Raw genomic sequence first — 24,355 nt, forward strand, 5'->3', positions numbered from 1 at the left:
ATGACGTAGATAAGCATACTCAAAAAAAAGATGACCCCTATCCATCTAGGAATCATCTCTTATTTACATGAATTCTCTATATTTAATACAAGCCTGCCGTTTGCGTACCGACTAATTCACTTTATAAATTGCTCGGTTATGCGAAAACATTTTAAAGCCGTGGATGCCATGGAAGCTACCAATTCCAGAATGATTCACACCGCCAAACGGTAATGGTAAGTGCGTATTATGCATGAAAATCCCGTTAATTGTCACACCACCAGAGGATGTCGATGCTAAAATTTGTTGTTGGAAATTTTCATTATCGCTAAACATGTATAATGCAAGTGGCTTTGGATTCGCTTGAATATACTGCAAAACCTCCTCTACATCCGTATAGGTGCGCACAAAGGTTAAAGGACCAAAAATTTCTTCCTCTGCAATCAGCATCCCTGCTGTCACACCACCAAGTAAAGTAGGCTCAATTAATCGTTTATCATCATCAAATGCACCGCCACTTAAAATAACGGCCCCTTTTGCAAGCGCATCCTCGAACAAATTTTTAATCCGCTTATAATGTTGTTCATTGACGATTTGCGTGCGCTCTACTGAACGAATTTTGCCATCATCATATAGCATCCCAACTGTCATTTGACGGTAAAGCTCTGCAAAAGCAGTGATATCCTCCTTATGCACAAAAATATAATCAGGCGAAATGCAAAATTGTCCGCCCATTAAAACTTTCCCAAACACTAAATTTTGCGCTGCCTTTACTAAATCATAGCCTTTATCAATAATAGCTGGTGATTTCCCACCTAATTCAAGTGTCACTGCGGCTAAGTGGTTGGCTGCTTCACGCATGACAATTTTTCCAACCCGTGGACTTCCTGTAAAGAAGAAGTGATCAAATGGTAGCTTTAATAGCTGTTCAGATACATCCGCCTCTCCCTGAACAAGCGCTACCTCCTGCTCATCAAACACCGCTTCAATCACTTCTAGTAAAACCTTATTATAGTTTGGATTCAATTCACTTGGCTTGAGTACGACACAGTTCCCAGCAGCAAGTGCCTCTGCTAGGGGATGAATGGTTACAGACATCGGTGAGTTCCAAGTCCCAAAAATACAAACACGACCACGCGCTTCATATAAAACATAGGCTTCACCATCTTGTGGGTTTTCAACCAGCTCAGGCTGCATCCATTTGGCTACGTTTTCTATTGCATAATCAATTGCCTGAATAACCGAATAAATTTGGTTTTGCGCCGTGGAAGCTGGCGTAACAAAATCAAGACTGGCTGCTTCCACAAAGCAATCCATCCGACTTAAAATCGCTTCTTTTAAGTCCATTAACTTTTGTGCACGCTGTTCGGCTGTCGTTTTGCGCGCCTCCCATTGATACATCGTTTGCTTATCAAAGATTTCCTGTAACTTCTTTTCTAATACCTGTACCATATCATCTACTCCTTCAAGTAATTCATATTTCTGATTCACACAAGTTCTTCATTTAAGTTCTGTTGTTTTACTAATTCTGTTTCTGATTCAGCGCGTAAATTACGACGCTGTAGTACAACGATAAATACAACCAATGCAAATAAAACGACGCCTAAACACGTGAATAATAAATAGCTGAATCCTAAACTTAAATTTGCATTTCGTAAAAATAACCCTAAAAGGGATGTAGCTAATAATGAACCAATGGCTACAAATAATTGGACTACCCCCATAGCAATACTAATATCCTTATTCGGCAAGTTCATTTGAATGCCTGTATGGAAAATCGAAATTAAAACACCACTTGACGTCCCCCAAACTAAACAAATAATTGTAATTGCTAATGCTGAAATGGACGTCGTAAAGAATGTTAATACAAATATTGTGCCGCCAAAAATCACCATTGCCCCAATTGCCACTAGGCGGAAGTCCTTTAATTTCGCTACAATAAAGCCACTTATTGCTGCAAAAATAAATGATGTCACACCACGATACGTCATAAATAACCCTGTTTCAGTCGGTGTAAAGCCATAAATATTTTGTAAGAACATCGGTAAGAAATAAATTAGCCCTGTTGCAGCAAACATCACAGCTAATACCGAAAATAAGCAAATGATAAATACACGATACTTAAATAAGTGCAAGGGCATAATTGGATCCGCACTTTTCTTTTGACTAGTAATGAATAATGTTACTGCCGCTACTAAAGCAAGCACTAGTATAAACATTGTTAGTGACATCCAAGGTACTCGCGTGCCACCGACTGTTGTAATCGCTACAAAAATTAAAATTGCGGTACTTAAAATAGTAATTCCTTTATAATCTAAACTTGCATTTCTAGCCTTTGGAATTTCAGGCATATACTTGATGACGAAGAATAATCCAAGTAATCCAACTGGCGCAATTGAGTAAAATACCCAATGCCATGACATATATTGGACGAAAATACCACCAACAGTAGGCGCTACGATCGCCGTTAATGCATTTAACGCACCATAAAACCCTAAAAATTTCGCGCGATTTTCAATATCAAAAATATCACTAATGACGATTAAACCAACGACTGCAGTTGCTGCGCCCCCTAAGCCTTGAACACCACGGAAAATCATTAAGTGATAGATATTTGAAACAAGTAACGGTGTCAGCAATTCCGAAACTAAAATGATTAAAATCCCAATAATTAAAAGTCGACGTCGTCCATACATATCACTCAACTTCCCTACAACGGGCGTGACAATTGCTGAAGCCGCTAAGTTAACCGTAAAGACGAGCGAATAAAATTCAATACCGCCAATATCTTCAATAATTTTTGGCAGTGCAACAGAAAACTCGGAAGAAACCATAAGTCCTAATTCGATACATAAGAAAATACCAATCATTAATAATACCTTTTGTTTGTACGATAAAGATTCAACTGTTCTAGAAGTTTTAAAAATCAATCAGATCACCCTCTAAATTAGATTTTGTCTTTACTAAAAATGCAAACAAGTACAAAAAAAAAGATTTCTCATGTAAGAAACACAATACGTATTTTACAAATGAGAAATCTCCCTCAAACTTAGTAACAACCAAATTTACTCTATTTATTTATTTATTTATTTATTTATTTATTTATTTATTTATTTATTTATTAATGACGGCTCTTATAAAGCTAAACTTATTAATTAGTGCTTAAGATTGTTTCTTTTTCCTGTGCTGTTTCTGTTTGTTCCCAGTTTAATGCAGTAATGGCTTGCTCGTAGTATTGCTCCATATTACCTAAATAATTTTCATAAAAACGAGCACGCTTTACGAATAAATGACAATCAATCTCCTCCGTAAAGCCAATTCCGCCATGAATTTGGATATTGTGGGCGGATGTACGGATGAAGGCTTGTATAGCAAAAATACGAGCACTGCAAATGGCTTCAATTCGATCTTCTGAACTAGTTTCAAGCGCCCAGTTCGCATAATAGGAAAGAGAGCGAGCTGTTTCTAAATCGAGCTTCATATCCACCAAACGATGCTTAATCGCTTGGAATCGTCCAATCGGGTTGCCAAATTGTTCACGAATCGTTGCGTATTCACTTGCCATTTCCACAATATGTTCCAGTGCTCCTACTGCAACAGAAGATAGGGCCGCATTGTAAGACAATAAACCTTCCTGGATAATCGACCAGCCTTCACCAATCGCCCCGATACGTTGATTCATCGGTACTTCCACATTTTCAAAGGTTACTTCTGTTAGCTTACGTGTCTCATCAAAGCCTTTTTGCTCACGTAACGTAATGCCCGAAGATTTTTTATCCATAATAACTAGCGTAATTTCATCATCAATTAGCACAGGTACGATGAAATATTCAGCAAGCTCGACATCTGGCACTTGTGTCTTCACACCATTGATGACCAAGACATCTCCATTCAAACGAGCGCTCATTTGAATACCTTGTTGCTTGTAGCTCCGACCTGGCTCTAGCCATGCAATCGTAAAGCTAGCCTCACCATTTGCAACTTGCGGTAAATAGGTTGCCTTTTGCTCGTCTGTACCGAATTGTTCGATGATTGGTACGGCAAATGCACTTGTTTCTAAATACAGACCTGGAACAATGGCACGACCCATTTCCTCCATAATCGGCACTAAATCAAGTTTTCCTAGCCCCATACCACCGTATTTCTCAGGAATATTTAGCTGTGTACAACCTAACTCGTGTAACTCTGATAGTACCGCTTTTACATGTTCGATTTTATTTTCAGTATAATCGCGTGCGACTTTCGTTTGCTCCATATCCGTTAAGTATTTTCTAACGTATTCACGAAACATTTCCTGTTCTTGGTTTAATGAAAAATCCATGCTGATTCACCCTCCCTCTAGATTAGCGTCCTACATCTTTTGGTAAGCCTAATATCCGTTCTGCAATGGTATTCTTTTGAATTTCACTCGTACCGCCGCCAATCGTTTGGCCGAATGAATATAAATAATTTTTTTGCCAATACGAATTGCCATAAACCGCATCATCTTTCCACAATAAGCCTTGATGTCCCTGTAGAGAAATGGCCTCTGCGAACAATTCCTTCGTCACTTCACTCACGAATAATTTATCCATCGACCCTTCAACACCAGGATGGCCTACTTTTAGCTGCTTCGTTAAATTACGGTAATAGTTTAATAGCGATCCTCGAGATTTAATATATAAATCAAGCATCCGTTTACGCACATCCGCTTTTTGAATAATCGGTACATCATCTTCTTTCACTGTCTGCGCTAAGCCTACTAAGCCGTCGAATTGCTGTTCAAGTGAAAATACTTGTGCACCAATACCTGTACGCTCATGCATAAGGAGTGCAATAGTTACACGCCAACCATCATCTACTTGCCCAATCACTTCACTGTCATAGGCAATAGCATCATTAAAGTACACTTCATTAAAATCATGCTCCCCGTCCATTTGAATAATGGGACGTACCTCTACTCCAGGTTGCTTCATGTCGAGCAGGAAGCATGTAATGCCATGATGCTTTTTCTCGCCTTTACTTGTCCGCGCTACTAAAAAGCAGCGATCGCCAAAATGTGCATAACTCGTCCAAATTTTCTGACCATTAATTATCCATTTATCTCCGTCCTTTACAGCAGTTGTTTGAACCGCTGCTAAGTCCGAGCCGGCATTTGGTTCAGAATAGCCTTGGCACCAAACCTCTTCGCCTGATAAAATTTTAGGGATATATTTTTCCTGTTGCTCCGGCGTTCCAATTTGCATTAATGTTGGCCCTACCATGTGTAAGCCTACATAATTTACTAATGGTGGTGCCTTCACTCGCACCATTTCTTGATGATAAATAATTTCTTCCATCAGTGTTGCATCACGACCACCATGTTTGGCTGGCCAAGCAATTGCTGCCCATCTTCCATCAGAAGGCTTCTTTTGCCAGTCTCGTAAAAATTGACCATATGCTGCTTGCTCCTCTGGCATTTTAAATGTGCCATCCAGCCAGCCTTCAGGTAAATTTTCTTCTAGCCAAGTACGTAGCTCCATTCGAAACTGCTCTTCTTGAGCTGTATATGAAAAATCCATGTCTACTACCCCCTTATTGATTATTCATTATGCAAGTACCCACTGTGGTACTGCACGATCTTCCGTCACATCTTCCCATACCATATTTACAGCAGACCCGATTGTGACATTTTCTGCATTGCCATTTAAGATATTGCCGATAATTTTTACTTCCGGAAGATGATCCAACTCAACGACAGCAATAACTAGCGGAATATCGTTTTGAAAGCCAGGTAAAAACGGGCGATAGGACACAACATAGGAATATACTTTCCCTTGAATAACACTTCCTTGATTTTCCCAAATTACGTCCACGCTTCCACAGCTTGCACAGCTTGGACCTGGAGGATGATTATAAGCATTACATGTATTGCATTTTTGCAATGCCAGCTCATGACGATCCGCAGCATCCCAATATGGCGTATTATCTAATGTCTTTAATGGAATTGGTTTTTCATACTTTACTTTTGTCTCTTCGCTCATCATAAAACCTCCTATTTACTTAAAACCATTGCACCTGCAATATCTGGTCCAGCCCAACCTGTACAGATGCCGATTTCACAGTTTTCCACTTGTCGATTTGTACCTGCATATTCATGGCGCACTTGACGAACAATTTCAAGCACGTTATTCATGCCGTGTGTGTAGCCTTCTGATAGCATTCCACCTGCTGTATTCGTAGGTAGCTTGCCATTTAATCTCAAGTTACCTGCCGCTACAAAGTCACCCACTTCTCCTTTTGGTGCTAAGCCATACGCCTCCAATTGACGTAGCACCACCCAGCTAAAGCAATCATAAATCGACGCTACATCAATATCTTCCGGTGTAATGCCAGCTGCCTTGTAAAGTTCCGGTGCAACATAATCTGACGCCACTTCATCAACATTTTTCCAGTAGTGTGCATGCGATACAGATTGACGGGCAGCCATCCCCATAATGTGAACAGGCGTTGATTTACAATCTTTCGCACGCTCTGCTGAAGTCACAATAATCGCATTTGCTTCATCTGACTCTAAGCAAAAATCATGCTTTGTAAACGGTGAGCTTAAATGTGCCGTTTTCATGTACTCTTCCATTGTTAAAGGCTTGCCATAGAAGAATGCGTTTGGATTGCGCTGTGCATGCTCATAAAAGCTCGTACAAACATGTCCTAAATGCTCTTGTGTTAAACCGTTTAAATGCATATGTCGTGTCGCAAATAACCCGAACCATTGACCAGGGCTTCCTGCGCCGTATGGAATAATAAAGCTACCCCCATCAAAAGCGGACTGAAGTAAATCTGTACTCCAACCACCGCCGCCCATCCGCATGCCAGAGCGTCCGTTCATCGCGCGGTATATTAAGACCGTTTTTGCCTGACCTGTTTCGATTAGGCCAACCGCATCTGCAATTAATAATTCTGTACTACTGCCACCACCAATAATTTCCTTCACCACACCGGGACGTACCCCTAAATAGGTTGCCACTTGATGAGGTGTGCAAGAATCATGCTCTGAGTAGCTCATAAATGCATCGATATCTTTTGCATCCATACCCGCATCTGCAATGGCTGCACGTGCTGCATCTAATGCTAAATGTAATGGCGTTACCCCTGAATTTTTAGAGCGTTTACTTTCACCTACGCCAACAATGGCATATTTATTTCGAATTGTACTCATCCTCTAACACTCCCTCGAATTAAAATTGTAAAACGGCTTCACCTGAGCCAACGATTTGTCCTGGTGCTTTTTCTGCGAATAAATCGAATACCGCAATTCGCTTGCCATCTTCTTCATAAAGCTTCTTAATCACACCTTGGCAAGTAATGATATCGTTTGGCACGGTCATTGCACCGAAACGCATTTTAAAATCCTTCACCTCAGCGACATCACCTGCCAATTGATTGATATACTCGCCAAGAAATCCCATCACCAGCATGCCATGTGCTATAACACCCGGTAAGCCGATTTTTTGAGCGAATGCATCATCCGTATGTAACGGGTTAAAATCACCTGATGCACCTGCATATTTTACAAGCTGAACTTTCGTTACTTTTTCCTTTGTATGTGCTGGCAGCTGTTGTCCCTCTACTAGCTGTTCAAATTGAACCATTCGGATTTCCCCTTTCTCTATTGGGCTGAGGTGAGCTACTCAGCCCGCAAAAAATCATTTCATGACAAGTGAACGATAAATAATATTCGTGCGGCTCGTGACGACGTGATTTCCTGCTTCGTCCGTAATTTCTGTGTCGAGCACTAAAAACTCCATTTTGCCGTTTTTGCCGTCACGCTCGTATACATCAGACACCTTTAATTGGCATTTTAGAACGTCACCTGGGCGAATCGGTCGTGTATAAATAAATTGTTGCTCCCCGTGCAGCATGCGTCGATAATCCAACCCTAAATCGAATTCCTCACCATTATCTGGACTAATTGCAATTGGGAACGAAGGGGGCGCAATAATGCCACCATGGATAGTTGTCTTTGCGTATTGCTCATCTGTATATAGTGGATTGGCATCACCTATTGCCTGTGCAAATTGACGAATATGGCGCTGATCCACATGAAATACAAAGGGATTACCTGATTTTCCAACTAAATGTGCTAATTCCATAAATCTTATCCTCCTATTGCTTGTATTTCGGATACTTTTTCGTGTACGACAATCATCGCATCAGCTGCCTTTATCCCTTTTTCATAAACGATTAGCGGGTTAATATCGAGCTCTTTTATCGTATCTTTGTTGTCGCGCATTAGATTTGATACTTTTAGCAGTACGTCGATGATGGCCTCTTTATCCACAGGTGCTTTTCCACGCGCACCATGTAAAATCGCTTTCCCTTGCAGCTCTTCTAATAATTCATAGGCATCTTTACGTGATAATGGCGCTACTTTAAACGCGATATCTTTAAACACTTCTACAAAGATTCCACCTAAGCCCGCCATAATAACCGGACCAAATGTTTCATCATTATGCGCGCCAATAATAATCTCAACACCATGTGGTAGCATCTCTTGTACCGATACACCATTTAACGTCGCAATCGGATTATACTGTTTCGCATTTGCCATCACTTCTGCGAACGCGATACGTACCTCTTCTTCAGAGCATATATTCAACCGAATTCCATCTGCTTCGGTTTTGTGTGGAATTTGTGGAGAGTCGATTTTCAACACAACAGGGAAACCAATTTCTTTCGCCATTTCAACTGCTTCTTCGGCTTCCTTTGCAACATAACGCTTTGTCGTAGGGATACCATAGCGATCTAGTACATCACTTGCTTCGGATTCACTTAAAGTAGCGCCAGGCTTTAATAAATCGGCTATATCGGCTGGTCCATAATCGGCTGCAACATCCGATACCTGGTCATTCATCTGTACATAGGCGCTATATTGCACAAGCTTTGCTAAAGCGCGAACAGGATTTAATGTACCGGAAATAACGGCTACATCATTTGCAATCAGCGTTTCTGTTGCTTTTGGATATGTCATTCCTTCAAGTGGGAATGGGAAAATACCAATAACCTTATTGCTAGCTTTAGCAATCGATACAAACTCCTGTAACATGGGCGTATTTTCATCCCAAACGTATGGGAAATCTGTGAAAATAATATTATCTACATTTGGATCATTGACGAGTGCCTTTAATGGCGCCAAATAAAATTCCGGGTTCGTCACGGAAGCTGCAGCGGTTAAGTCTATCGGATTACTGACACTTGCATATTCTGGTAAGGTTTTGCGAATTTCGGCTTGTGTTGCTTCGGAAAGCTCGACGATATTTAAGCCGTAGCTTTCACAGCGATCGGCTTCATTGATCCCACGACCTCCTGAGCTCGTAATAATGACGGTATTTTTACCAGTAGGCAGCTTTTCTGCATTAAATAATTTTGAAAAGGAAATAATATCCTCAAAATCATCCACTCGAATAATGCCATTTTGTTTGAAGAAGGCATCATATATTTTGTCCGAACCAGCTAAGGCACCCGTATGAGATGCTGCAGCGCGACTACCAGCATTACTGCGCCCTGTTTTCATCAATAAAATCGGCTTTTTCTTCGCTAATGCTTGCTTTGCTAAGCGCTTTAATTTCTCTGGCTTTTTTGTCCCTTCTAAATAGCCACTAATGATGCTCGTTTTATCGTCATGTACCATATACTCAACAAAATCTTCAAAACTAGCATCCATTTCATTACCTGTACTAATGAAATAGTTAAAGCTAATTCCATACTGAGCAGCGGCCATATACGTTAACACACCAAATGCGCCACTTTGCGAAACATAGCCTACACCCTTTTTTCCATTCATTGGTACGGTCAAAATGGCTGGTGAAAAGGTTCCAATTAAGCCGTTTGAAGTATTCACAAGCCCGACACAGTTCGGTCCAACGAGACGTATGCCATGCTGTTGCGCATATTGTGCTAATTCTTGCTGTAGCTTTTGACCTGCTAAACCAGCTTCCGAAAAGCCTGATGCAAAAATAATGGCCGACTTTACTTTCTTTTCAGCACAAGCTACCAACCCTGCCTTGATTTGATTGTAGCTAACACAAAAAATAACGAGATCAATTTCATGTGGTACTGCTGCTAAGGTTGGATAACTTTTTAGACCTGCAATTTCACTTGCTGATGGATGGATAGGAATAATATCTCCTTGGAATTTCCCATCAATTAATGCTTGGATTTGTAAATTTCCGATTTTATACTTGTTTTCTGATGCACCTAATACAGCAATCGACTTTGGGTTTAACAATGGTTTTAACGATTCATAACCTAGTACTTGTTGAGTCATCAACGATCACCCCTAGTATTGTTTTTATCAGATGTCACATCTGTAATATTACTTTACTTTCTATTTTTGTAATAATAAGAAAATTTAAAATTCTAAATTTATATACTTATAAAGACCTTAATATTTTAAAATAAAATACTTCAGCCCTTGATATCACTAAGCTGAAAAATTCTTTAAAAATTTTTATGTACACTTTAACCCCGACAACCATGCAATTTAACCTCGACACCAACACATTGTAAGCGCATTCAATAAAAACAGTTTTCACCAAAATAAAAAGGCCTTTCCGAAAGTAACTACAAATTACCTTCAAAAAAGCCATACAATTTAAGATATTGAAATGCTAACACTGGTCGTTTCAACATAAATACCCGCGCCAAAAATCCTATTGACCTATACATTTAATCAAACTTCTCCATCCACTTTATTAATCGCGTTCTCAATTTGGCAGATGGTTTTACTTGGTTCCGTTCGATATTACTAATATAGGAAGCTGACACTTGGAGTTCCTCTGCTACAGTTAAGAGTGTCAGTTTATGCTCCCTCCGAATTTCAAGTAACCGTTCGCCTATTTTTCGATGCAATGCATTCTTTTTTAAAGCGGTTTCATCCTGTTGCACCGAGTTATTTTTAGCCTTTTTAATTGAGTGGTAATGCTCCTTTACAACATCAGACGGTTCAATGACAACAGCGGTATTCAGCCAATATTTTGTCCAGCCTTTACTCAACGCTAGATTTTCGTCCCAATTCACATAATGCCATGCCGCTACAATATTATCTGCTGTAAGTTGATCGAGTGCCTTTTCAAATCGTTCACGTGTTCGCATCGGTGAGCGTTCATTTAAAATTTCACCACTGGCCTCCAGCAATGTGCTAATTTTATTTAATTGCAAAAAATCCCCTTTAAACGCCTGTGTCCGCCAGCGCCAGCTCAAATATCGGCATAATTGTTTTTCACAGTTATTTCGGTATGCATGGTATCGAAGCGCCTTAATGGGCAATAAAGCAACCTGCCTTTGTGAGGAGGTTAAATATTTTGCGAAAACTTTATCCACTGTGAATGAAATCGTTTTACTACAATTTTCTTTATTCACGACATATTCTTTACCGTCTTTGTGCTTAAACAAAAAAGTCCTTCCTTGTACACCAACTTGAACCGGTTGATTATTTTTATACATGACCGTTTTTTCAATTGTTAGCCATAAACTTTGAATATTGCTTAACGCCTGTATTACTTGCTCCTTTTGCTTTGCTTCAAAGCCACCACGCCTGCCCTCTCCGCCTAGCTTTGCCTTTAAGCCGCGCATCATTAAAATATCTGCTAGCTCAATTTCAATAACCTCTTCAGGATGCTTTGCTCTATGCAAAAACAGGCTGCATAAAATATCAAGGACATCGACATCAATCGTTGATAATTGCTGTACGATAGTATGTGCCTTCATTAAGGAAGCCTCATTTAAATTCATCCGATTTTTATCTTTTTCTAGCTTTGGAATAATGCGTATATGACCTCTTGTCTTTCCTTTAATGAAATGGTATTTTGGCCAAGAATCGGGTTCACCTTGCGTAAAATCTCGTCGGTATATCGCTTCTCTCACTGTATGATAAATGACACTATTTAAAACAAATATAAAATTTGGAACTGTTGTCATTTGTAAAAAATCACGTTCTGCTCGTTTGTTCTCGATCTTTTCAACGACATGCTCAATTCGTAAATAGGTTTGAATATTATTATTTAATTCGTCTATAATTTTCCGCTGCCATTCTTGAATATATAAATCAATCGCGCGTGCAAACTTATTGATAAATGCCTTATTGCTCGTCAAATTGGACGTTAAAAATTTGAAAAATAAGTCATTTAGCTGAGGGGCTGTTAATTTTTCTAAACCATTCACCCCGTGCATAATGACGATTTCTTCAAATACTAGGGTTGTCAGCTCGGCTCTACACCAACTATAAAAATAATCCCATGTAATTGGATCACTGATAAATGTAGACTTTTGAATAATTCGTTTCGTCTTCTGAAGGGCCTCATCCAATAATTGTTGATTATTTAAAATGGAATTATTCGCTTGTTCCTTTTGTGCAACAACATAAAATATGACGGATTTTGCCATCTTTTCGATTGTCCGATTTCTCGCCTGTATGCGAAATTTATAAAACAGTTCCTCATTTTGTAAATACGCTTCTTCTGTTAATACGAAGCTTTTGGAAGTAGAAAAAATATCATTTTGATCTAAAGAAATGATAGACCCTTCTGACATATGCTGCTCGTATAAAGAATAATAATCATACTGTGTGTCAAGCTCGTCAAAAATAAATAACACGTAAAAATTTTGAATAGTGGTCTTATATTGGTCTATAACTTGCTGCAAATAATCATGTGTACTTTTACTATTAAAGCGTCCAGAATCATTTATCCTCACAATTTACAACCCCCTAACATTCACAAAATCCATACCCCAACTAGAAAATTTTATCATTTTACAGAATATTTTAACATAAATAATCTATTCTTTTGGTGATTTATATGAAATTTAAATAGTTTACTGTTAGTATTGATTGGAATCTACTTATTTTTCTCGAATTGCCTATCAATGCATATTCTCATATAATTTACAGCAACTGAAGGAAATTTGGGTGTGGGATTAACTGCATTAGGAGGAATCGCTATGTTCAAAAAACTAATTAGCAAAAAGAAGCGCCAATTAAAAAAACAAGCAAAGAAAGCAGTATATGAAGCAACAGGTGTTAAACCAATTAAAATTAAAAAGCCGAAGCCGTTAATCAAAAAGAAACGCAAGCCATCCTTAAAACGGACAATAAAAAAATTGTTTTAGCAGACAACTAATAAAGTTGTCTGTTTTTCTTATTTCATCTCCCTATACAAAGCTGTAGTTGTTCGTTTTATATACTATACTTAATTTCTCTTTTCAAAAATATTATTCATTTCGAAATATCTCTACATTTATAAGGTTTCATTCATGGGCTACATATTACAAATAACCTCAATACAACACATAAAGAAATATTCGTTCTAGTAATATACTTATTTTCCTTTTATAATATAATAATACTATATATTAGGAGGATAAGAATGAAGAAATTACTATCTGTTTTAACGATTTTTGTATTAGTCATCCTTTCAAGCTCTTTCGCAGAAGCGCATTCTGGCAGAACGGATTCTAAAGGGGTCATAATTGTAGCGACAAATCTATAGCAAAAGGATTATGTACGGGATACCATTACCATAATGGTGGCAGTTCGACATCATCAGGCTCTAATAATAATTACAGCCCTGTCACTTCACCCAAACCAACATACACACCACAACCTACACTAACAATGGTTGATGTCTATATAAATAATAGTTTGAAAAATTATAATCCAAGTGCCTATATGAAAAAAGGCACAACGTTAGTTCCGATGCGCGCTATTTTTGAGGATTTAGGGGCAACTGTAGAATACGACAAGAACACTAAAAAAATTACAGCTTACAAAGATTCTAAAATCATTTCACTGACTGTTGGAAACAAAACAGCTTATGTTACAGAGAATGGGACTGGAAACTCCATAAGCTTATCCCATCCAGCTGAGAGCTATAAAAACACAACTATGGTTCCATTACGCTTTATTGCTGAATCATTAGGCGCTATTACGGAATGGGATAGCGTGCTTCAACAAGTGAAAATCACAACAACGAAGTAATTTCAAAATCGCTTCAGCTCAAAATTAAAATGGGCTGAAGTTTTTTGCTTATGTTTAGCTATACTTTAACTCCATAACCTTCCTAGCTCCGAGGTACCAGAAGGATCAATCGTAATTTCGATTTACTCTTCTTAAATTTTTATTGTTCACTTTTTGAGTACCTTGATTCTTTTATCTCTGCTTTACAGTGTATATTTCCCATTTCTGCATTCAAATAAAAAGCGCCCAAATCCTTTTTAAATCAAGGTTTTAGACGCTTTTCTAATTAGATTCATGTTGTGCAAAAATCTATATATGACGTCCCCAGTAGGATTCGAACCTACGACCGCACGCTTAGAAGGCGTGTGCTCTATCCAGCTGAGCTATGGAGACAACTGCTTTAATAACATAACTGGTATTAAAGACAATTTTTATTATATGTTAGAAACAAACGAAAGTCAACAATGTTTTTAGATAAATTACTATTTGAGTAAAATAATATTCCAAAAAACGAAATTATCGCATATGAAGCACAAAGTCTCGTATTCAAAACGGGACTCTTTCTATTGCCTCTTAACGTTCAATAAACAATTGCTCCATCAAATTATTATTGTCATCATAACAATCCAATGTAAAATGTGTCGTTGAAATCGTTAGTGTGACAAAAGATTTTTCTTGAATTTGACGAGGCTTCTTTAAGCTACCCGGATTAATAAAAAAAATACCATCAATATATTCCGCACCTAAAATATGTGAATGACCGAAGCATACAATCGTCGCCCCAAGCTCCTTTGCACGATAGACAAGCTTCATTGGCGAGGATTTCACATCATACAAATGACCGTGTGTGACGTATACACGTTCTCCATTGACTTGAAACAAAACTTCCTCTAAGTAATTGGGATCGCCATCACAGTTTCCCTTCACACGCTCCATGTTCTGCATCGCTGAATGGGAATACGGTAATTCACTATCACCGCAATGAATCATCTTGTCTGCATCTGGATGGTAGCTCTTCACACGCTCAATAATTTCCTCATCACCATGGGTATCACTCATAATTACTAGCTTCATTCCAGTCCACATCCTTTTTCAGTTTTCAACGTCTTCACCATTCAACTATTATTTCAAAATTATTTGCACGCGCCTATTTTAGTAATTCTGCTAGTTGTAACGCCAATTTGCGGATGGCATTACCACGGTGTGAAATGGCCCCTTTTTCATCAGCAGAAAGCTCAGCCATATGCTTTTCTAAAGCTGGTACATAGAAAATCGGGTCATAGCCGAAGCCGTTTGTTCCCTTTTTCTCATGTGCAATGACCCCTTCACATGTACCAAATACCGTTTTCGTTTCCATATTTGGACCCGCTATGGCTAATGCACAGCAAAAACGAGCTGTACGGGCTGCCTCTGGTACATCCTTCATATTTGCTAATACTTTTACCATATTCGCTTCATCATCATGATCGCCTGCGTAACGTGCAGAAAATACGCCAGGCTCGCCGTTTAATGCATCGATTGCCAAGCCACTATCGTCCGCAATGACAATTTTACCAAGCAAGTTTGATAACGTTTCCGCCTTTAAAATCGCATTTTCTTCAAAAGTTGTCCCTGTTTCTTCAATTTCTAAATCAGGTGCTACTTCAAACATGGTCACCACTTCATAACCAAATGGATGGAATAATGCTTCAAAGTCCTTTGCTTTGCCTTTGTTTTTCGTAGCGATTACGACTTGCTTCATTATGCTTCCACCTTTCCAATCTGTGCTGCTAAGTCTCCTAGTGCTTCTTTTTGAATGTCGATTAATTGGGCAATGCCTGCTTCTGCTAAATCGAGTAGTTCATTTAAGTCGGCTCTTGAGAATGTCGCTTCTTCACCTGTACCTTGTAATTCAACAAATTGACCAGCACCTGTCATTACGACATTCATATCAACCTCTGCTGCAGAGTCTTCCAAATAGTTCAAGTCTAATACCGCACCAATGTCAGCTAATTTACCAACACTTGTCGCCGCTAGATAGTCCGTTACTGGGAATTTGACAAAAGGTTTTTCCGCGCCTAGCTTTGCAATTGCCTGTGTCATCGCAACAAAAGCCCCTGTAATCGAAGCTGTACGTGTGCCTCCATCCGCTTGAATGACATCACAGTCAATCCATACCGTTTTTTCTCCAAGTGCCTCTAAATCCACAACAGCACGTAATGCACGTCCAATTAAACGTTGGATTTCCATTGTACGGCCGGTTACTTTACCTGCCGAGGCTTCACGGCGCGTACGTTGCTCTGTGGCACGTGGTAGCATCGAGTATTCTGCGGTAATCCAGCCTTTTCCTTGTCCACGTAAAAAGCCTGGTACTTTATCTTCAATCGTCGCTGTACAAATTACCTTTGTATTGCCAACCGTAATTAATACCGAACCTTCTGGGTGCATTAAATAATTATTTTCAATTTGAACTGGACGTAATTGTGTCACAGCTCGTAAGTCATGTCTTGTCATGTTAGTCCTCCTCAATTTGTTCGCGCACTTATCTTAACATACTTTTTTAGCTGCCTAAAGTGGAAATGCAGTGCTTATACAGAAAAAACCCAAATTAGAGAACACTCTAACTTGAGTTTAATCATTATTTTTCAAATGTAATTTTACGAATATCCAGTGTGCCCTGTTCTAGCCAGCGCTCTGCAATTGAACGGAAAATAGGTACCGAGCCTGACGCATGGAATATATGCTTTGGTGGCTCGCTTTCCATACGCAGTTGTCCCTTAAAGCTTAGTATGGCCTCAACATCCTTCGCCGTTTCTTCTGCACTCGATAATACGTGCACATTCTGCCCTACCGCTGCTTCGATTTGCTTTTGTAAGATAGGATAATGCGTACACCCTAAAATTACTGTATCAAAGCGTTCATTTTCAATTGGCTTCAATCCTTTAGAAACAAGATCATATGAGAATTGCCCCTCATACTCACCACTCTCTACAAGAGGTACAAATGTAGGACAGGCTAACGGAATGACCGTAGCCTTAGTCGAAAGCGATTTAACGGCTTCCTCATACGCACCACTTTTGATCGTACCTTCTGTAGCTAGCACAACGATTTCATTGCGCTTTGTTTGCTTAATTGCTGCTCGTGCCCCAGCATTAATAACACCTAGAACAGGGAAAGGCATATGCTTTTGTAAGCTCTCCAATGCCACTGCTGTCGCTGTATTGCATGCAATAACGAGCATTTTAATATTCATTTTTTCAAGTGCCTTTGCCATTTGCCATGTAAAGTTTCGCACTTCTTGCTTTGAGCGTGGCCCATATGGACAACGCGCTGTATCACCGATATAATAAATTGTTTCATTCGGTAATAGTTCCATTATTGCTTTTGCGACAGTTAACCCGCCGACTCCTGAATCAATTACACCAATTGGGGCATTCACTAGTACCGCCTCTATCCTATTTCATTAATAAATGGAGCTTCTGTAAGTGCTTTAATAATTGCTCAAACTCTTCTGCGTCAAATTCATCGGTAATGTCACGTAAATAATCTTGTCGCTTTACAATTACCTCTTGAATAATGCGTTCACCCTCTGGTAATAGATGGATGCGCACTACACGACGATCATTTTCGTCACGAATCCGCTGAACAAGCTCATTTTTTTCCATTCGGTCGACTAAATCCGTTGTTGTCGAAAATGCTAAATACATTTTTGTTGATAAATCACCAATTGTCATATCACCTGATTCTTGCAACCATTGCAACGCAACAAATTGCGGAGGTGTAATAATATAATTGCTTAATATTTCGCGGCCCTTTTGCTTAATTAAGTGAGAAATATATCGTAATTCTTTTTCTAAGATTGCTACAGATTCAGAGCTATGTGTGCTTTGATCTTTCATCGATTCCATTCACTCCCCGAACGTTTCATATCTCTATTTTGATGTTTTTTTCATAAAATAGCAAGTATCCATTCAGTTTATTGACAATTCTTGCAACCGCAATAATTCAATAAGTGCCTGCGTTCGACTAGAAACACCTAATTTTTGAATCGTATTAGAAATATGGTTACGTACGGTTTTTTCGCTAATGCCTAGTTTATTCGCAATTTCTCGTGTCGAATAGTCTTCAATTAATAACTCAAAAATTTCTCGTTCTCTTTTTGTTAACAGCGAACGATGCTGCGGACGAGTCATTTTTGCAACACCCTCCTATCCTCTTCTTTGTACATTATGTCATGTGCGAATTAGAGGTGAGGGCATTTAACTATTTCCCGAGCAATAATTTTTTCTGTTCTTCTAAAAATGGGACACCTTTACCTGTGGAATAGTTCAATTGTACCAATGTTCCACGCGCTGTGTAGCATATATCACCTTTTTCATTTTTCACCAAATAATGTAGGTCCATTGAGGAATTACCGATAGATGCTGTTTTTACATAAATCGTCAACGTTTCGTCAAAAAATACTTGATTCAAATAATCACATTGAATATCTGCAACAACTAGCATATTTTGGTTGCCAGAATCATTGGAAAAGTCGAATCCCAACGCTTTAAAATATTCTATACGTGCATATTCCAAGTAGGCAAACACCTTCGTATTGTTAACATGCCCATACATGTCTGTTTCTGAAAAACGTACCTTTACAGTTGTCGAAAATGAAAATCCTGCTACCCATTCCTGTGGCTCTTGAATATAAGCTGCTCGCATATTATTTCCCCCTTTATAGTTTATCAATCATCATCCCCTGATAATGAATACTCATTCATTATAACATATTTTATCTTTTTTCAATAAATACGATTTTTAAAAATAGCTTAAATTAGAAATACTCGACTTCTTCCATTCAGGTATTATCAAATTTCGTCAAAAAAGACCCCCACAAATGTGGAGGCCTTTTAAGTTGAGCTGATTAGTCAACCATATGATCAGAACCAAAGAAGTTCTTGAACATTTGAACAGTTGTTGCACGGTTAAGCGCAGCAATTGAAGTTGTTAACGGAATACCTTTTGGACATGCCGCAACACAGTTTTGTGAGTTACCGCAGTTCGCAAGACCACCGTCTCCCATAATTGCTTCTAAACGCTCGTCTTTATTCATTGCACCAGTTGGGTGAGTGTTGAATAAACGAACTTGTGATAATGGCGCTGGACCGATGAATGAAGCTTTTTCAGACACGTTTGGACATGCTTCCATACATACACCACAAGTCATACATTTAGATAATTCGTAAGCCCATTGACGTTTACGCTCTGGCATACGTGGACCTTCACCTAAGTCATAAGTACCATCGATTGGAACCCATGCTTTAACTTTCTTAAGTGCGTTAAACATACGTTGACGGTCAACTTGTAAGTCACGAATGACAGGGAAAGTTTTCATTGGCTCTAAACGAATTGGTTGTGTTAATTTGTCTACTAAAGCTGAACAAGATTGTTGTGGACGTCCGTTGATTACCATTGAACATGCACCACAAACTTCTTCTAGACAGTTCATATCCCATGCTACTGGAGTCGTTTTTTGACCGTCAGCAGTTACAGGATATTTTTGAATATGCATTAAAGCAGAAATTACGTTCATACCTGGGCGGTAAGGAACTTCAAACTTCTCAACGCGTGTAGCACCATTCTCAGAATCTTGACGAACGATTTCTAACTTAACTGTTCTTCCAGTGTTTACTGTTTCCATTTTTAAGCTCCCCCTTCTTACGCAGAGTAGTCGCGTTTACGTGGTGGAATTAACGAAACGTCTACTTCTTGATAAGTAATAATTGGCTCGCCCGTAGCTGGATCGAACTTCGCCATAGTTGTTTTTAAGAAGTTCTCATCGTCACGCTCTGGGAACTCTGGTTTGTAGTGTGCACCACGAGACTCGTTACGTAATAATGCACCCTTCGTCATAACTTTAGCAAGGTATAACATGTTTTTTAACTGACGAGTGAAGTGAGCACCTTGGTTCGACCATTTTTGTGTGTCGTTGATGTTGATGTTTTCCCAACGCTCTTGTAACTCAGTTAACTTCGCATATGTTTCCTCTAGTTTAGAGTTCACACGCACTACTGTCATGTTATCAGTCATCCACTCACCAAGTTCTTTGTGAAGTAGGTAAGCGTTTTCTGTACCATCCATTTTAAGGATAGCTTCCCATTTTTCTTGCTCTTCTTTAACACGACGTGTGTAGATTTCTTCTGGTAAATCTTCTGCATGCTTCTTAAGACCTTGAATGTACTTAACAGCATTTGGACCAGCAACCATACCACCGTAAATCGCAGATAATAATGAGTTCGCACCTAAACGGTTCGCACCGTGTTGTGAGAAGTCACATTCACCAGCAGCGAATAAACCTGGGATTTCAGTCATTTGGTCATAATCTACCCATAAACCACCCATAGAGTAGTGAACTGCTGGGAAGATTTTCATAGGTAATTTACGTGGGTCATCCCCTACGAATTTTTCGTAGATTTCGATGATACCACCTAATTTGATGTCTAATTCATGTGGATCTTTGTGAGATAAGTCTAGGTATACCATGTTCTCACCGTTGATACCTAATTTTTGGTTTACACATACGTCGAAGATTTCACGAGTTGCGATATCACGAGGTACTAAGTTACCATAAGCTGGGTACTTTTCTTCTAAGAAATACCAAGGCTTACCGTCTTTGTAAGTCCAAATACGACCGCCTTCACCACGAGCAGATTCTGACATTAGACGGTTTTTGTCGTCACCAGGAATCGCTGTTGGGTGAATTTGAATCATTTCACCGTTTGAATAAGAAGCACCTTGTTGGTAAACAATTGATGCTGCTGAACCAGTGTTGATTACAGAGTTTGTCGTTTTACCGAAGATAATACCAGGACCACCTGTTGCCATGATTACAGCATCAGAACGGAATGATTTAATTTCTTCAGAACGTAAATCTTGAGCTACGATACCGCGGCAAACGCCATCATCATCCATAACTACACCAAGGAATTCCCAGTGCTCATATTTCGTTACTAAACCAGCTACTTCGTGAGAACGAACTTGCTCGTCTAGTGCGTATAGTAATTGTTGACCAGTTGTTGCACCAGAGAATGCTGTACGGTGCATTAATGTACCGCCGAAACGACGGAAGTCAAGTAAACCTTCTGGCGTACGGTTGAACATTACACCCATACGGTCCATTAAGTGGATAATGCCAGGAGCAGCATCACACATACCTTTTACTGGTGGTTGGTTTGCTAAGAAGTCGCCACCATATACTGTATCGTCAAAGTGAATCCATGGAGAATCCCCTTCACCTTTTGTATTAACTGCTCCGTTAATTCCGCCTTGTGCACAAACAGAGTGTGAACGTTTAACTGGAACTAACGAGAATAACTCAACTGCAGTACCTTCTTCAGCTGCCTTAATCGTAGCCATTAAGCCTGCAAGACCGCCACCAACGACGATAACTTTACTCTTTGCCATGATTATTTCTCACTCCTCAATAAATTGCTTATTACATTTACTCACATTTTAGTTCGATCCAATCATTATCTTAACTATGTAGAAATCTAATTAAGAATTAAATGAAAGATACGATTGCTGCAACACCCATGATACTTAAAATTACAAATACTAATAAAGATACATAAGTGAAGATTTGTTGAGATTTTTTAGACTGTGTAATCCCCCAGCTTACGCAGAATGACCATAAGCCGTTCGCTAAGTGGAATGTTGCTGATACGATACCAACGATGTAGAATGCTAACATTAATGGATTGTCAACGATTTCAGCCATCATGTTGAAGTCAACTTCAGCACCTAATGCTTTTTGTACACGAGTTTGGAAAATATGCCAAGCAATGAAAATCACTAGGAAAATCCCTGTGAAACGTTGTAAAGCGAACATCCAGTTACGGAATGTGCTAAAACGCTTCGTGTTGTGTGTAGCAGTGAATGCAATATACACTCCGTAGAATGCGTGGAACATAAGTGGGATATAAATAATAACCCATTCCATTACTAACAATAACCAGTGTGGCACTAATTCCATCATGCCAGTAGCGTTATTGTAAGCTTCTTCACCGCCAATTGCAGTGAAGTTCAAACTTAAGTGGAACACCAAGAATAACCCGACAGGAATTACACCTAGTAACGAGTGTAAGCGGCGCCATAAAAATTCACGATCTTTCGACAAAACTGTTACCCCCCTTAGTACTTGAAATATACATAAACAACGTCACGAAATTGTTGACACTGTTTGTTGACTGCATATTTCATCATGGTACAATATTATGACATGTCCATTGTACTCTCAACAGATACTAGCGTCAAGGCAACTAGTGATATTTAGTAATCATTTTAAAGGCGTCTTTAAGCTGTTTTGAGTTGGATATTTTCTACTTATAACCACATTTCTTACTAAAGAATTAAAATTATAAGAAAATTTATGAAAGAGGGATTATTACTATGGAAGAATTAAAAATGAAAACGATTCCATCTTTTGGCTATGAAATCATTCGGGATCACTTACTTCATTCCATTTTAGGAAAGCACGAAGACGATGTTCTATATTGGGCAGGAAAAGAACTAGCACGGAAATTTCCATTATTTTCATTAGATGAACTACCATCATTCTTTACCGAGGCAGGCTGGGGAAGTATTATGTTAGAAAAAGAAACGAAGGATGAAGCCCATTACATATTGATGACACCTGAGCACCATTCGTTAAATATCGAGCATCGCTGTTTCCGCTTAGAAGCTGGTTTTTTAGCCGAGCAAAAGCAAAAGCAATTAGGCTATTTAACAGAATGCTATGACGAAAGAAACGAAAAGAAAAACTATGTGAAATTTACTTTAAAGTGGGATTTAAAGGAATTGGTTTGACATAAAAAATGCCGCTCATGGACTTAGTCAATCCACGAACGGCATTTTTAGTTAGGAAGCAGTAATCTCTGATACCGCTAAATTAAATTCATCATGCAGTGCATTCGCCGCGCGTACCATTTCATCCTGTGGCACAACAACTGACACCTTAATTTCAGAAGTACTTACCATCTTCACAGGAATATGCTCCTTGCCTAATCGTGCAAACATACGCGCTGCAACACCAGGATTCGATACCATCCCCGAACCTACAATAGATACTTTCGCTAAGCCTACTTCAAAATCAGCAAAGCTAAAGCCTAAGGATAATTTACTTGCCTCTAACACGCGTAAGCTTTCTGCAAACTCTTCCTTTGCAATGGTGAAGGAGATCGTTGGCTTTATACCATCTATCACTGCTTGCACAATAATATCCACATTGATTTCATTTTCTGCTAACGTATTGAATACCTCTGCTAATGATGCGGTTTCATAAGAATTATAGCCGATTGTCAAACGAATAATATCCGATTCATACGCAACACCGCGCACAATTAAGTTTTTTTCCATGTCTACATCTCCTTTAATTAACGTCCCATCCACGTCCTGCTCATTTGAACGAATGACAAGCGGTATTTCAAATTGCTTTGCTAACTCTACCGCACGAGGATGTAGGATATGTGCACCTAAATTTGCAAATTCAAGCATTTCATCAAATGAAATTTCCGGTAATTTTCGGGCATGCGCCACGACTTGAGGATCAGCGGTATAAATACCATCCACATTGGAATAAATCTCTACGCGCTCTGCTTCTAGCGCTACTGCAAGTGCAACTGCTGAAGTTTCCGAGCCACCCTTTCCAAATGTTGTAATATCCTTCGCCTCCGTTATCCCTTGAAAGCCAGACACAACGACAATTTCACCTCGAGCTAAATGTGCTTGAATACGACACACATCAACGTCTTCTACTCGTGCATTTCGATGCGTATCATTCGTTTTAATCCCCGCTTGCCACCCAGAAAGTGATACTGCTTTTCCGCCTAGTTCTTGTATGGCCATCGTTAATAACGCACTGGTCATTTGCGCTCCAGTAGCAATTAATACGTCCATTTCACGCTTTGAAGGCTCATCCGTAATATCATGCGCAAACTGCCGTAGCTCTCGTCGAATCGAAGCCATCGAAGAAACCACAACAACTAAGTGTATGCCTCTTGCCTGCTCCTTTATTACTTTTTTTGCGACATCCCTAATTTTTTCGGCTGTCGTGATTGCCGGACCACCAAATTTTGCAATAATTGTTTGCATGCATTTGCACTCCTTTTGTTGTACTATTTTCTATCCATCAAAAAAGCGACCTTCCATGTTCATGGAAAGTCGCCGTCAAGACAAATATAATGAAAATATCTTTTAGGATAGCTCTCCAGAACATCATGCTCTGACAGCCTTACATCTCTTAAATGCAAAACCAGCAAAATACGTGACCAATACGCACTTCACTTCGGCAGTCTCCCCTTTCGATTGCTTTCTTTGGAAATGGCCTTCCTCCAGCAATGTACTATTGAATACTGCACCTCTATCGTTCGAATATATAGAATT

Annotated in this window: 25 protein-coding genes, 1 tRNA gene and 1 riboswitch; of the genes, 4 read left to right on the forward strand and 22 right to left on the reverse strand. The window is 39.2% G+C overall.

Annotation, left to right across the window (positions count from 1 at the left end):
• Nucleotides 1–111 precede the first annotated feature (111 nt).
• From MKX47_RS13660 to MKX47_RS13705, 10 genes are all read right to left on the reverse strand, one after another.
• Nucleotides 112–1,431, reverse strand: coding sequence for an aldehyde dehydrogenase family protein (locus MKX47_RS13660; RefSeq protein WP_340775140.1), 1,320 nt, complete (start codon nucleotides 1,429–1,431; stop codon nucleotides 112–114).
• Nucleotides 1,432–1,466: 35 nt separating this feature from the next.
• Entirely contained in the window at nucleotides 1,467–2,909 is a 1,443-nt protein-coding gene (locus MKX47_RS13665; RefSeq protein ID WP_340775143.1) for an MFS transporter, read from the reverse strand.
• Nucleotides 2,910–3,130: 221 nt separating this feature from the next.
• Nucleotides 3,131–4,300, reverse strand: coding sequence for an acyl-CoA dehydrogenase family protein (locus MKX47_RS13670; protein ID WP_340775146.1), 1,170 nt, complete (start codon nucleotides 4,298–4,300; stop codon nucleotides 3,131–3,133).
• Between the two features lie 22 nt (nucleotides 4,301–4,322).
• Entirely contained in the window at nucleotides 4,323–5,519 is a 1,197-nt protein-coding gene (locus tag MKX47_RS13675) for an acyl-CoA dehydrogenase family protein (protein WP_340775149.1), read from the reverse strand.
• Between the two features lie 27 nt (nucleotides 5,520–5,546).
• The gene (locus MKX47_RS13680) at nucleotides 5,547–5,981 is read right to left on the reverse strand and encodes a Zn-ribbon domain-containing OB-fold protein (protein WP_340775153.1); all 435 of its coding nucleotides are present in this window, start codon (nucleotides 5,979–5,981) and stop codon (nucleotides 5,547–5,549) included.
• Nucleotides 5,982–5,992: 11 nt separating this feature from the next.
• Complete coding sequence (locus MKX47_RS13685) at nucleotides 5,993–7,156, reverse strand: thiolase C-terminal domain-containing protein (RefSeq protein WP_340775155.1); 1,164 nt, start codon at nucleotides 7,154–7,156, stop codon at nucleotides 5,993–5,995.
• 19 nt (nucleotides 7,157–7,175) lie between these two features.
• Nucleotides 7,176–7,589, reverse strand: coding sequence for a MaoC/PaaZ C-terminal domain-containing protein (locus tag MKX47_RS13690; protein WP_340775157.1), 414 nt, complete (start codon nucleotides 7,587–7,589; stop codon nucleotides 7,176–7,178).
• A 54-nt stretch (nucleotides 7,590–7,643) separates the two neighbouring features.
• On the reverse strand, nucleotides 7,644–8,090 hold the full coding sequence (locus MKX47_RS13695; protein WP_340775159.1) for a MaoC family dehydratase N-terminal domain-containing protein: 447 nt from the start codon (nucleotides 8,088–8,090) through the stop codon (nucleotides 7,644–7,646).
• Between the two features lie 5 nt (nucleotides 8,091–8,095).
• Entirely contained in the window at nucleotides 8,096–10,264 is a 2,169-nt protein-coding gene (locus MKX47_RS13700) for an acetate--CoA ligase family protein (RefSeq protein WP_340775161.1), read from the reverse strand.
• A gap of 401 nt (nucleotides 10,265–10,665) precedes the next feature.
• A complete protein-coding gene (locus tag MKX47_RS13705; RefSeq protein WP_340775163.1) occupies nucleotides 10,666–12,690 on the reverse strand; it encodes a helix-turn-helix domain-containing protein in 2,025 nt (674 codons plus the stop codon).
• 246 nt (nucleotides 12,691–12,936) lie between these two features.
• On the opposite strand from MKX47_RS13705, the gene MKX47_RS13710 reads away from it, so the two are divergent.
• The 3 genes from MKX47_RS13710 (at nucleotide 12,937) to MKX47_RS13720 (ending at nucleotide 13,972) form a co-directional block, all read left to right on the forward strand.
• Nucleotides 12,937–13,104: a hypothetical protein gene (locus MKX47_RS13710; protein ID WP_340775165.1), complete on the forward strand. Its 168-nt coding sequence runs from the start codon at nucleotides 12,937–12,939 to the stop codon at nucleotides 13,102–13,104.
• A 257-nt stretch (nucleotides 13,105–13,361) separates the two neighbouring features.
• Nucleotides 13,362–13,484, forward strand: a complete 123-nt coding sequence (locus MKX47_RS13715; RefSeq protein ID WP_340775168.1) for a hypothetical protein — start codon at nucleotides 13,362–13,364, stop codon at nucleotides 13,482–13,484.
• A gap of 179 nt (nucleotides 13,485–13,663) precedes the next feature.
• The gene (locus tag MKX47_RS13720) at nucleotides 13,664–13,972 is read left to right on the forward strand and encodes a copper amine oxidase N-terminal domain-containing protein (protein ID WP_340775171.1); all 309 of its coding nucleotides are present in this window, start codon (nucleotides 13,664–13,666) and stop codon (nucleotides 13,970–13,972) included.
• Nucleotides 13,973–14,270: 298 nt separating this feature from the next.
• Here MKX47_RS13720 and MKX47_RS13725 read toward each other — a convergent pair.
• From MKX47_RS13725 to MKX47_RS13775, 11 genes are all read right to left on the reverse strand, one after another.
• A tRNA-Arg gene (locus tag MKX47_RS13725) sits at nucleotides 14,271–14,344 on the reverse strand.
• A gap of 180 nt (nucleotides 14,345–14,524) precedes the next feature.
• On the reverse strand, nucleotides 14,525–15,025 hold the full coding sequence (locus MKX47_RS13730; RefSeq protein ID WP_340775174.1) for a metallophosphoesterase: 501 nt from the start codon (nucleotides 15,023–15,025) through the stop codon (nucleotides 14,525–14,527).
• A gap of 73 nt (nucleotides 15,026–15,098) precedes the next feature.
• Nucleotides 15,099–15,692, reverse strand: a complete 594-nt coding sequence (locus MKX47_RS13735) for an XTP/dITP diphosphatase (RefSeq protein ID WP_340775177.1) — start codon at nucleotides 15,690–15,692, stop codon at nucleotides 15,099–15,101.
• Nucleotides 15,692–16,444, reverse strand: a complete 753-nt coding sequence (rph, locus tag MKX47_RS13740; protein ID WP_340775180.1) for a ribonuclease PH — start codon at nucleotides 16,442–16,444, stop codon at nucleotides 15,692–15,694. The genes MKX47_RS13735 and rph overlap by 1 nt, the downstream gene beginning before the upstream one ends.
• Nucleotides 16,445–16,568: 124 nt before the next feature.
• Entirely contained in the window at nucleotides 16,569–17,369 is an 801-nt protein-coding gene (racE, locus tag MKX47_RS13745; protein WP_340775181.1) for a glutamate racemase, read from the reverse strand.
• A gap of 16 nt (nucleotides 17,370–17,385) precedes the next feature.
• Complete coding sequence (locus MKX47_RS13750) at nucleotides 17,386–17,829, reverse strand: MarR family winged helix-turn-helix transcriptional regulator (protein WP_340775183.1); 444 nt, start codon at nucleotides 17,827–17,829, stop codon at nucleotides 17,386–17,388.
• 72 nt (nucleotides 17,830–17,901) lie between these two features.
• Nucleotides 17,902–18,123 carry a helix-turn-helix domain-containing protein gene (locus MKX47_RS13755; RefSeq protein WP_340775185.1) on the reverse strand — a complete coding sequence of 74 codons (222 nt, stop codon included), beginning with the start codon at nucleotides 18,121–18,123 and terminating at the stop codon, nucleotides 17,902–17,904.
• Nucleotides 18,124–18,193: 70 nt separating this feature from the next.
• Nucleotides 18,194–18,637: an acyl-CoA thioesterase gene (locus MKX47_RS13760; RefSeq protein WP_340775186.1), complete on the reverse strand. Its 444-nt coding sequence runs from the start codon at nucleotides 18,635–18,637 to the stop codon at nucleotides 18,194–18,196.
• A 202-nt stretch (nucleotides 18,638–18,839) separates the two neighbouring features.
• Nucleotides 18,840–19,616, reverse strand: a complete 777-nt coding sequence (gene sdhB / locus MKX47_RS13765; RefSeq protein WP_340775188.1) for a succinate dehydrogenase iron-sulfur subunit — start codon at nucleotides 19,614–19,616, stop codon at nucleotides 18,840–18,842.
• 17 nt (nucleotides 19,617–19,633) lie between these two features.
• Nucleotides 19,634–21,379 (reverse strand): succinate dehydrogenase flavoprotein subunit, encoded by a 1,746-nt coding sequence (gene sdhA, locus MKX47_RS13770; RefSeq protein ID WP_340775190.1) that lies wholly within the window; start codon nucleotides 21,377–21,379, stop codon nucleotides 19,634–19,636.
• Between the two features lie 97 nt (nucleotides 21,380–21,476).
• Nucleotides 21,477–22,091 carry a succinate dehydrogenase cytochrome b558 subunit gene (locus MKX47_RS13775; RefSeq protein ID WP_340775193.1) on the reverse strand — a complete coding sequence of 205 codons (615 nt, stop codon included), beginning with the start codon at nucleotides 22,089–22,091 and terminating at the stop codon, nucleotides 21,477–21,479.
• Between the two features lie 272 nt (nucleotides 22,092–22,363).
• Between MKX47_RS13775 and MKX47_RS13780 the strand changes: the two genes are divergently transcribed.
• Nucleotides 22,364–22,780, forward strand: coding sequence for a YslB family protein (locus tag MKX47_RS13780; RefSeq protein WP_340775196.1), 417 nt, complete (start codon nucleotides 22,364–22,366; stop codon nucleotides 22,778–22,780).
• A gap of 51 nt (nucleotides 22,781–22,831) precedes the next feature.
• On the opposite strand, the gene MKX47_RS13785 is transcribed toward MKX47_RS13780, so the two are convergent.
• Nucleotides 22,832–24,064, reverse strand: coding sequence for an aspartate kinase (locus MKX47_RS13785; protein ID WP_340775198.1), 1,233 nt, complete (start codon nucleotides 24,062–24,064; stop codon nucleotides 22,832–22,834).
• Between the two features lie 100 nt (nucleotides 24,065–24,164).
• A riboswitch (Lysine riboswitch) is annotated at nucleotides 24,165–24,343 on the reverse strand.
• Between the last annotated feature and the right edge of the window lie 12 nt (nucleotides 24,344–24,355).

The organism is Solibacillus sp. FSL R7-0668, assembly GCF_038006205.1.
Classification (GTDB): Bacteria; Bacillota; Bacilli; order Bacillales_A; family Planococcaceae; genus Solibacillus.